Below are 8709 nucleotides of genomic sequence, written 5' to 3' on the forward strand. Positions count from 1 at the left end.
CCCCCGCAGTAGAGGCGCTTTCAGTCGGTTTCAACCGACTTTAGCTGTTAGGCGGGGGATTTATCCCCCGCCGGGTGTTTGAACGATGGGGGGCCGGGTGTTGCTTTCAGTGGTAACCCATCCAGATGGGGAGAGGGGTCAAGGGTTTAGATGGGATAGCTGCCTGCGGTGACCACCCGATCGCGTCCGAGGGCTTTGGCGCGGTAGAGGGCCATATCGGCGGCCCGAATCAGGTCATCTCCGGTGACCCCTGCGGTGGGAAAGCAAGCAATTCCTAAAGAAGCGGTAATGATTCCCAATAATTCCCCGCGATGTTCTAACGCTAGGTTTTTAATGGCTTCCCGGATTTGTTCGGCGCGACGATAGGTTTCTGATAAGGTGGCATCGGGTAAAATTAAGGTTAATTCTTCCCCTCCGTAGCGGCAGGCAATATCTGACCCGCGAATATTTTTCATTAATAATTCTCCCACTTGTCGCAATACCGCATCCCCGGCATCATGGCCGAAGGTATCGTTAAAATGTTTGAAATGGTCAATATCAATCATGATGATACCGAGGGATTGGTCCTGACGGTGAGCTCGTTGGAGTTCTCTTTCTAGGGTTTCTTCGAGGTAACGACGATTAAACAGTCCGGTGAGGGAGTCGCGAATGCTTTGGGTATGGAGAGTTTCTCGGAGTTTAATATTAGCTAAGGCTAAGGCAATTTGTTCGGAAACGGTGCGGGCTAACTGTTGCTTGCCCTCGCTTAATCGTCCGGGAGGACTGGAAATTAAATACAGCAATCCGCAGATTTCTCCCTGGGCCATCATGGGAATGCAGAGGGATTCTACCGGGGAAAGGTGGGGGTGGAAATGGTCACAAAATAAACTGAACGGACTATTGTCTACCCGATGCGATCGCCCTCTTCGCAAAGCCCAGCATTCATGGGGGGCAAACCAAGGTTTACTACCGGGAAGTTTTCCCCAAGTGGCAACTGTTTCCACTCGGTTTTTAAAAGAGTCGATCGCCGCGAGTCCTCCGCAACAGGAGGGGAATAACTGAGGCAGCTTTAGCCCGATCGCTTTGTAGGCTTCCTCTAAAGTTTCGCAGGCTTGCAACAACTCATTCATTTCCCCCAATAAAGCCATTTCTCGATTCCGTTGTTTCAGTTCTTCCACCCACCGAATCAGCTTATCGTTGGCTTGTTGCAAAGTAGCCTCGGCTTGCTTATCCTCGGTAATATTGCGAAAGGTTACGGTAAATCCGTCATCGAGTTTAACCGCCATCATTTTAAACCAAGCCTGAATTCCTTCATGGTCGTAATAAAATTCTAATTCTAGGGTTTGATTAGTCTTGACCACCTCAACGTAACGTTCAAATAATCCACTTTCCAGATTTCCCGGCATTTCTTGCAGCAGATATTTCCCGAGAACCTCTTCTCTCCGGCGTCCGACGATTTTCTCGGCAGTAGGGTTAATCGTTAGCCACTGAAAATCGATGATGGTTCCTTCACAATTTCGGATAGCTTTGAAGGCCATAATACCATCCAAAGAACTATTTAAAACCCCAGCCAGCAAGGATTCTGAATGTTGCAAGGCTTGAACCATCTGGTGGTGCTCGGTCATATCCCGCGCCACCCAGATTACAGAGTGGTTAGATAGCGGGGAAATACTGGCAGTAAATCGCTTTTCCTCGTTTCCTAGCGTTAACAGATAATCAAATTGAATCGGGGTTTGGGTTTGCAGGGACTGGCGAATGGGGCCTAAAAAGGTTTCAGATTGGGACCCGTTAAAAAAAAATTCCCCGATCTGGCTCATTAATTGAGAATTTTCTTCGGATTGGACTAAGGCCGGATGAGTGGGCGCGACTTTGATAGCTTTTCCCCGGGGTTCAATAATTAAAATCAGGTCATTTATTGCCGATAATACCAAAATTAAATCTACTTCTTTTTGAGATAAAATTTCTGAATAATTGCTTAAATCAACTGAGGCAATAACAGGGTCAAATATTCCCGATGGGCTGTTGTTTGTCAAGGCTTTTTTATTCACCGATTCTGTTGTTTTTTTGGGAAAAGTTTCCTTTGAGACCCGTTTAATATAAGGAATGATTTTTATGCGATGACCCTGACGCTCTTGGGGGCGTTTTTTATAGCAAATTAACCGCGATTTTGATAAGGGGTTAAAAGTTGAAATCCAATTTTTTTTAGGGCGAGGCTGAGGTTTGGATTCTCCAGATTCCTGATGTTTGGCATGGATAGAGTTATCAATAAACGGGCTGGCCTGAGAAATATAAAATCTTTGCATCAGTCTGGAAGGGGTGAGAAATCCGACAATTTTGTTACTGGAATCGCTGAGAATGGGAAGGTAGTAAATCCCCTGTTGAAACCAATTAAGAATTATCTGAATGTCGCGACAGTCTGACTCTTTAATAGCGATTAAACACTTCTGCATGACCGCTGCCACTGTGGTTTTTTTAAAGGATTTTTGGGTGGCTAAATACTCGGCAATATTGCGGGGAGTTAATAAACTGATGCCCTTGTGTTCATCAACAATAAAGAGACAAGGTTCTGCTCCCTCTTGCCCCGGGAATGATTCAGCGGTAGGCTGGGAGGGAGGGACTGTTCCCTGTGGCGATCGCCCCTGATTCCTCATGAATGCGATCGCCTCAATCAAGGGTGTATCTGCCGAAACAATCTGGACATTTCGGTCAATTGCAGATTCTATATCGAACGAACATAACAAACGATTTGCTTCGAGCATCGACTTTCCCTTAGTCCCATCAGAATCATGCTGCCGACCAACCCTCAATCTTCTGCTACTCTGCTCTTCAAGGCGATCGCAGATTCTGTACCCTCCGCCTTCTGACCCGGTGGCGATCGCGCCAGTCTCTCCGGTTGCCCTATCGCTTTTTTCCGAGGTGACCCTCTCGAATCAACTCATCGGTTTGGCGGGTACTGATTGCTAGTTTATCTTATTTTAGATTGAAATTGTAGAGCCACAGAAAAATATGTCGCTTCATGTTTGAACTCGCCTGGAATCTGGATTTCAATAGATTTGTTGCCTCCTTCTCATCCAACCCTTGCTACAAGGGGGCTAGGGGGTCTCTTCATTAATCCGGCAAGCGGTCTAATCCTTCACCGGAATCCTACACTCGATTGCTTTAAACAAAATTTATTTTTCAGGCTATATTTTTTGCTATAATTGCCCGGTAAAATAAAGCATAAAATCGAATTTTTGTTCAAGGCGAAGGAACTGAAAAAGGATGACCCCCGACCAACCCAGTATGACCAGACTAGAACGCCAAACTCCCCATAGTGGATACCATTGGAATAGTAGTCCACGCCGGTTTTTTGAAGGGTGGTATTATCGGGTCACCTTACCCACGGACCGCCAAACTTTTGCCTTTATGTATTCTATCGAAGACCCCGCAGGGGGTTCCCCTTATAGTGGGGGGGGTGCTCAAATTTTAGGGCCGGATGATGAGTATTTATGCCGGACCTTTCCCGATGTTAAAGGATTTTGGGCCTGGTCTAACAGTTTAGCCCTGGGTCACTGGGGAAAAACCGAGTTACCTTACCCGCCAGACTATTTATCTCCCCATGAGTTCGATCGCTACATTGAACAAGGTTATCAAGGAACCGCCACTTGGCATCAGGGCAAATTGTGCGACCCCGGAACGGGACAGCGTTGCGAGTGGCAATATGCCATTTCCCCGATCTACGGATGGGGCGATCGCCACCGGGGTCAGTTAGCAACCGCCGGGGTACTCTCATTTTTACCGATGTTTGAACCCGGTTGGCAGATTTTGATGGCCCACGGTTTGGCAACCGGGTGGATCGACTGGAACGGCAAGCGCTATGAATTTGCCAATGCCCCTGCCTACGCCGAGAAAAACTGGGGAGGTGCCTTTCCCGAAAAATGGTTTTGGGTCAATTGTAACTGTTTTGACGATGAACCGGACCTGGCGTTAACCGCTGGGGGGGGACGCCGGGGGGTCCTGTGGTGGATGGAGTCCGTGGCCCTGATTTGCATCCATTATCGGGGCCAGTTTTATGAATTTGTCCCCTGGAATGCTCAAGTGAGTTGGGAGATTGACCCTTGGGGTCGGTGGCAAATGCAGGCGAGTAACGATCGCTTTACCGTAGAACTCACCGCCACCACGGATCAACCGGGAACGCGCCTGCGGGCACCCACCCAAGAGGGATTAACCTTTGTCTGCCGGGATACCATGCAGGGTCACCTCACTCTCACCCTGCGATCGCGCCTCGGCAATCCTTCGGAGGTAATTTTCCGGGCCACCAGTTCCCTCTGTGGCGTCGAAACCGGCGGCGGTCCTTGGACAGAAACCTGGCGATCGGCCTAAGCAACCCGGGAATCATTCAGCCAGTTCTCTTGATGATTCCCCCCTAGGGCACTCAGGAATTAGAATAGCTCATCTTTATCTCTTTATCCCAGAAGGGGAACCGATTCGTCAAACCGTCGTGAACTGACCGCATTAAAAAGTTATCCACTTGCCCTCCTGTTTCGGGGTAGTCTCACTAATCCTCGTGATCAGGGAAATACACTTTATACCAAATCCGGTTAGTAAAAGTCGGTTTTCGGTTTTAGCCCGCGCTTCTCGGGCTTTGTCCGCAAACGCCCCACCCTTGAGGGTGTGGATTTTTATAGACCTATCACAACCGGATTCCGTATTATTTAAAATCAGCCCCCCCATTGTATCAATGCCTGATTGCTGCGATCGCCTTGGAACTGGAAGCGGCAGGGATTTATACCCGGCTATTCCGTTCAGTCGTCTTCCTCTCCCCTCAACTTTGGCGCAAAACAAACCCGCCAATCTCTCTCCCCTACGTTGGGTCCAGTTTTACCTTAATTGGCAATCCCTGGTAGACGAACCGAATATAAAGTTATCGTGAAGACCCTTGCTCCGGAAGGGAATGTCCGTAATTTTACTGAAGCGATGGCACAGAAATCCGGATACGCTAAAACTATCTACTACAATTGCCATCCATCTAAAGGACGAAATCGGGATGCAGCTTGTCGTTCATTCATCAGATTCCTGACGGAATTAACCCCATTAGCTTGCAACCCTTGTTCCATTGGGTGGAATAGATCCGAAGTCCAGAGATCAGGGGAAGGAATTGGTATTAACTCTGCCGATTCTAAACATATTCTAATTGTTCCAATCGCATCCCGAGAGATTTAGACGATGAAACTCGATGGAATCACGTTTCAGTGGTTAGTTATTTTTTCCCTCCTGGGCAGCTTATCTCCGATAACCCCCACTAGGGCACAACCCATCACACCGGCAGCCGATGGGACTAATACGGTGGTCACCCCGGAGGGCGATCGCCTTGATATCAGCGGAGGTTCCCTGAGTCAAGATGGAGCCAATCTCTTCCACAGTTTCCAGCAATTCGGGTTATCTCAGGGCCAAATTGCCAACTTTTTATCTAACCCAGAAATTCGCAACATCCTCGGACGAGTTGTCGGGGGTGATGGTTCTTATATTAATGGCTTAATTCAAATTACTGGAGGCAACTCCAACCTATTTTTAATGAATCCCGCAGGCATCCTATTTGGTGCCAATGCCCAACTCAATGTCATGGGGGACTTTACCGCCACCACCGCCACCGGGATTGGATTCGGAGAGTCTTGGTTTAACGGAGTTGGGGATAACAATTATGCGGCACTGGTGGGAACCCCCAGTGCTTTTAATTTTTCATTATCACAACCTGGGAGTATTGTCAACCTCGGTAATTTATCCTTACAACCGGGACAGAATTTAAGCTTATTAGGGGGTAACGTCCTCAACAGTGGCACCCTTTCTAGTCCCGGTGGGACCATTACCCTAGCGGCAGTCCCCGGAGAAAGTCTGGTTCGGATTTCTCAGGCGGGACATTTGCTCAGTTTAGAGGTGAGCAATGCACAGAGTCACCCCACCTCCCTGATGCCGGTTTCATTGCCGGAACTTCTCACGGGGGGTGCCACGACTCATGCCAATCAGGTGCAGGTGAACCCTGATGGTACGATCGCCCTGACGAGTTCGGGACCCGCAGTTCCGATGACAGGGGGAACGGCGATCGCCTCGGGTACCCTCGATGTATCCGGCGAAACCGGCGGGACCGTCCAAGTCTTGGGTGAAAAAGTCGGGGCGATCGCCGGTGAGATTAACGCCTCGGGCATCCAGGGGGGAGGCACAATCCTCCTCGGCGGTGAATATCAAGGCCAAGGTCCCATCCCCACCGCCTTATACACCTTCGTCAGTAGCGATTCCACCCTGAATGCCGATGCCGGAACCGTCGGAGATGGCGGACGAGTGATTTTATGGGCCGATGATACAACCCGCTTTTATGGGAACATTACCGCCCGAGGCGGTGCAGCGGGTGGCAATGGCGGATTTGTCGAAGTATCCGGTAAACAAGACTTAATATTTCGAGGAAATGTAGATTTGAGTGCGCCGAATGGCAACTTAGGAACCTTACTGCTGGATCCGGAAAATATTATTATTAAAAATGGACCTGGAGGAGCAAACAATAGTGAGCTTTCGGACAATCAAATTTTTGCCTCCGATGGCAGCGGGACTTTCACCATTGCTGAACAAGCCCTCGAAAGCATCAATGGCTATGCCGATGTTACCTTAGAAGCGACTAATGATATCACCATTGAAGATTTAAGCGATAACGAATTAACCTTTGCATCCGGTTGGGGTGACATTACCTTTAATGCAGATGCTGATAGCGATGGATCTGGCTCATTCTCCATGAATCAAGGGGATAGCATTTTAGCAGCAACAAGAGACGTAAGCATTTATGGCGTCAACATTACGGCTGGTACAATCCGCACGGAAGTCAGGCCGAATGCAGATGGCCCGGGTGGAAATGTTACCTTAACGGCGAAAGACAGTATCAATGTCAGTGGCATTAGAAGTATTAGCGCTAATGGAGACGCCGGATCTATTATCCTAGAACTCACGGGAACCGGCGGCACGATTGTAACGGGTAATTTAGAAGCGCAAACCTACTATAACGGCAATGGAGGCACCGTTGATATTAATGCTAATGGGGGCAATATTCAAACTGGAAGTATAGAAACATTTGCCAACGTGCCGTTGTGGGAGTTTCAGGGAGGGGCACCTATTATCATCACCGGGGGCAATATTTCGGTAGGAAATCTCAATGCGGGTAATCCAGGAGTTGCTGATGCTAAGTATGGAGGCTCGATCGCAATTTCGGGGGCAGGAAATATTAGCACTGGAAATATCCATTCGGCGGGAAATCTGACTGGGGGAAATATTAACCTAACTACATCAGCGGGGAGCATTGTAGTGGGAAATCTACAATCTCAATCCAATGGTGGAGATGCGGGAGATGTTACCCTAACCGCTCTGGGAGATATTGTCACCTCGGAGATTTCTTCTGACGGACAAAATTTGGGCGGTAACATTACCATCAATAGCACCACAGGCGCGCTTAATGCCAGTGGTGGCGAATTGAATTCCTACTCCAGTGGGGGAACTGCGGGAAATGTCACCCTCACAGCACCGGGGAATATTACCACATCTACGATTCGCTCCGAAGGCTATACAGAAGGCGGAGATATTACCATCAATAGCAATACTGGCGCGATCGCCACCGAGGGTTCCCTCAACTCTTACTCCAATGATGGGATTGCTGGAAATGTCGCTTTAACCGCCAATACCGACATTACCACGGTTGAGATTAGTTCCAAAGGCTGGGAACAGGGAGGAAGCATTACCCTGACGAGTAATGCCGGTGAAATTGATACCAGCCTTGGGACGTTAATTTCTACTTCGGATAATGGCAATGCGGGGAATGTAACGCTTCAAGCACAGGGAAATATTGTCACCAATTATATCGGAAGTTGGTCAATTGGGGATGAAACCACAAAAGGCGGCAATATCAGCATCACCAGCAATTCTGGCGCGATCGATACCACGGCGGGGGGAACGTTATCGGGAGAAGCCATAATTTCTGCTGATGCGGCGATCGAAGACATTTCCAATAGCTTTTCATCAAAGTTTGCCAACCTGGATGCCTATGCTCCCAATGGCATCGGAGGAAACATTACTCTCTCGGCACCGAATGGAATTACAACCAGTCACATTAGCTCGTTGGGAGGGGCCAATAGCGGCAATGTCACCCTCAACAGCACCTTGGGAGATATCACAACCAACGTAATTTTCTCGGTGTCGTCAAACGGCAATGGGGGGACTATTACCCTAAATGTACCCCAGGGAAATATTAGCAGCAATCACCTCGCTTCTTATGCAGCACAACAAGGAGGAGCGATAAATATTACCAGTGGCGGTACGTTGGATGTGGGTGCGGCAACCATTAACTCGTATTCAAGTGGAGGTGCAGCCGGAGATGTGACGATTTCCGTAGCCAATAGCCTGACTTTGGGTGGCGATGCCAGTCGCAGTGCGATTCGTTCCGAGGGATATACCCAAGGCGGGAACATTACCGTAAATAGCAGCGAGGGCGCGATCGCCGCGCCCGGTTCTCTCGACTCTTTCTCAGAAACTGGAAACGCAGGTACACTCAGCCTGGGTGCCAATAGCGATATTACCACCAACGGGATTCGTTCCGAAGGGGCGCAACAAGGTGGGAGTATCGCGATTACCAGCACCACAGGCGCGATCGATGCCAGTGGTGGCGAATTGAATTCCTACTCCAGTGGGGGAACTGCGGGAAATGTCACCCTCACCGCA

Annotated in this window: 4 protein-coding genes; 3 read left to right on the forward strand and 1 reads right to left on the reverse strand. The window is 49.0% G+C overall.

Features of this window, described 5'->3' with window-relative positions:
* Positions 1-146 precede the first annotated feature (146 nt).
* Complete coding sequence (locus tag NG795_RS24615; RefSeq protein WP_367291257.1) at positions 147-2738, reverse strand: diguanylate cyclase; 2592 nt, start codon at positions 2736-2738, stop codon at positions 147-149.
* A 502-nt stretch (positions 2739-3240) separates the two neighbouring features.
* Between NG795_RS24615 and NG795_RS24620 the strand changes: the two genes are divergently transcribed.
* The 3 genes from NG795_RS24620 to NG795_RS24630 all read left to right on the forward strand — a co-directional run.
* Positions 3241-4341 (forward strand): tocopherol cyclase family protein, encoded by a 1101-nt coding sequence (locus NG795_RS24620; RefSeq protein WP_367291258.1) that lies wholly within the window; start codon positions 3241-3243, stop codon positions 4339-4341.
* 350 nt (positions 4342-4691) lie between these two features.
* Positions 4692-4865: a hypothetical protein gene (locus tag NG795_RS24625; RefSeq protein ID WP_367291259.1), complete on the forward strand. Its 174-nt coding sequence runs from the start codon at positions 4692-4694 to the stop codon at positions 4863-4865.
* Between the two features lie 319 nt (positions 4866-5184).
* On the forward strand, positions 5185-8709 hold a 3525-nt coding region (locus tag NG795_RS24630; protein WP_367291260.1), incomplete at its 3' end, for a beta strand repeat-containing protein.

The organism is Laspinema palackyanum D2c (genome assembly GCF_025370875.1).
GTDB classification, from domain to species: Bacteria; Cyanobacteriota; Cyanobacteriia; order Cyanobacteriales; family Laspinemataceae; genus Laspinema; species Laspinema palackyanum.

Coding starts and splice junctions, on each gene's coding strand:
- NG795_RS24615 (WP_367291257.1), bottom strand. CDS start 2,738: ATGCTCGAAGCAAATCGTTTGTTATGTTCGTTCGATATAGAATCTGCA.
- NG795_RS24620 (WP_367291258.1), top strand. CDS start 3,241: ATGACCCCCGACCAACCCAGTATGACCAGACTAGAACGCCAAACTCCC.